The 2273-nt window shown below is 56.8% G+C and carries 1 protein-coding gene; it reads left to right on the forward strand.

What is annotated here, in order from left to right:
- Window positions 1-303: 303 nt before the first annotated feature.
- The gene (locus tag ABHR76_RS09905) at window positions 304-1998 is read left to right on the forward strand and encodes a phospho-sugar mutase (RefSeq protein ID WP_346977630.1); all 1695 of its coding nucleotides are present in this window, start codon (window positions 304-306) and stop codon (window positions 1996-1998) included.
- The last annotated feature ends 275 nt before the right edge of the window (window positions 1999-2273 follow it).

The raw sequence follows: 2273 nt of genomic DNA on the forward strand, positions 1-2273 counted from the left end.
CCATCGCGCCGAGAGTACTGCGGGGTCAGCCCGTGGGAGGCCAGGGCGCCGCTGACCGGTGGACGGCACCGAGCCGTGCGCTTGAATTGAGAAGGGGGAGGCCTCGCGGCCTCCCCCTTTTTTGCGTTACAGATGACATTCTCTAAGCAATTTAATCAATCCAATCATCCACCGGTGAATATAAACGTTCACCGTTCTGTGGCCGGTTCTCTGTTCTCAATGGACTAATATTTGCTTTAGCGCGCTGATGCGCTTGTCCTGTTTTATACGGGTTGTTTTATTGATTGTGACGGAAGGACTCACATGGCAGATGTTCATGAGCTGCTTGATACTTGGATTGCCAATGTCAAGGACGAGGAGCTCCTCGCTGAGCTCAACACAATGAAGGAGCAGGGTGACGAAGACGCCATCACCGACGCTTTCTTCCAAGATCTCGCCTTCGGTACCGCCGGTCTACGTGGCACTATCGGTGCAGGCACTAACCGTATGAATATTTATACGGTCGGTCGCGCGACGCAGGGATTCGCTGACTACCTCAATGCGACCTTCGAGCATCCGATGGTTGCCATCGCTCGCGATAGCCGCAATAAGGGTGAACTGTTCGTTAAGACGACGGCTGCCATTCTTGCGGCAAACGGCGTGACTGCTCTCGTGTATCCTAAGATTTCTCCCGTGCCGACGCTTTCCTGGGCCGTCCGTGACCTTAAGTGCTCCGGTGGCATTTGCATGACCGCTAGTCATAATCCAGCGCCTTATAACGGCTATAAGGCCTATGGCCCCGACGGCTGCCAGATCACCAGTGAGGCCGCCGATGCAATTTCTAGGGCTATCGCCGAGACCGATACGTTTACCGGCGTGAAGTCCATGGACTTTGATGAGGCTCTTGAGCAGGGTCTGGTTAATTGGATCGATGACTCGTGCCTCGAGCGTTATTATGACGCCGTTCTCGCCCGCGGCGTGACTAACCTTTCTGCCGAGGAGATTGCCGGCGCACCGCTTAAGCTCGTCTACACTCCGCTCAACGGCACTGGCCTCATTCCCGTCACGACGGTGCTCGAGCGCGCTGGCATCACCGATGTCACGGTTGTTCCCGAGCAGAAGGAGCCTAACGGCGATTTCCCGACCTGCCCGTATCCTAACCCCGAGATCCGTCAGGCCATGCAGAAGGGCATCGATCTCTGCGAGCAGGTTCACCCTGATCTGCTGCTTGCAACCGATCCCGACGCCGACCGTGTTGGCGTTGCCGTCAAGAATGGTGATGACTACCTGCTGCTGACTGGTAACGAGATGGGCGTCCTGCTGCTCGACTATATTTGCAAGACACGTGCCGCCCGCGGCGAGGATCTCACCAAGAAGGTTGCCGTTACTACTATCGTTTCTTCCGCTATGGTTGACGCACTGGCCGACGAGTACGGCTTTGAGCTCCGTCGCTGCCTGACGGGCTTCAAGTACATCGGTGACATCATTACCTCGCTTTCCGATGCTGGCGAGGTCGATCGCTTTATCTTCGGTTTCGAGGAGAGCTACGGCTATCTGGCCGGCGACCACGTGCGCGACAAGGACGCCGTGAGCACTTCGCTTCTGATTTGCCAGATGGCACAGTATTACAAGCTCCAGGGCAAGAACCTTGCCGATGCGATGCACGAGCTGTACGAGAAGTATGGCTACTATCACAACAAGACGATTTCGCTGAGCTATCCGGGCGCTGAGGGTGCGGCAAAGATGGCCGGCATCATGGCCGGTCTGCGCGAGAACCCGCCCGCGGAGCTCGCCGGTTCCAAGATTGAGGCCGTCGTGGATTACAACACCTGCGTGAACGGCCTGCCGAAGGCTAACGTCATTGAGTTCGATCTTGAGGGTGGCAACAAGGGTATTGTTCGTCCTTCCGGCACCGAGCCCAAGATTAAGCTGTACATCTTCGCTAAGGGCGCGGATGCCGCCGAGGCAGATGCAGCACTTGACGCGATCGAGGAGTCCGGTCGCAAGCTGCTGGCATAAGGTATTTAAGAGTCTATTGCTATAGATGGGCGAAAGAGGGGATCTCGGATGCGAGGTCCCCTCCTGTTTTTAACCAGCCAGCCGAGAGTACTTAGATGTGTAGGAAATGTGTACGCCCAGATTCCCGCCCACGGGGCCCCTCCGGTCTGGCAATATATCTCCTTGCCGCGCGGCCCGGTGGAACCGGGAACCAGCGCAGGCGTGCACCTTGAGAACCGGATACTGCGAGGATGGACACTTACTTCAGTGTCGCATCCGGGCAGACATCGAACCAT

Source organism: Collinsella aerofaciens, assembly GCF_039752985.1.
Taxonomy (GTDB): Bacteria; Actinomycetota; Coriobacteriia; order Coriobacteriales; family Coriobacteriaceae; genus Collinsella; species Collinsella aerofaciens_BT.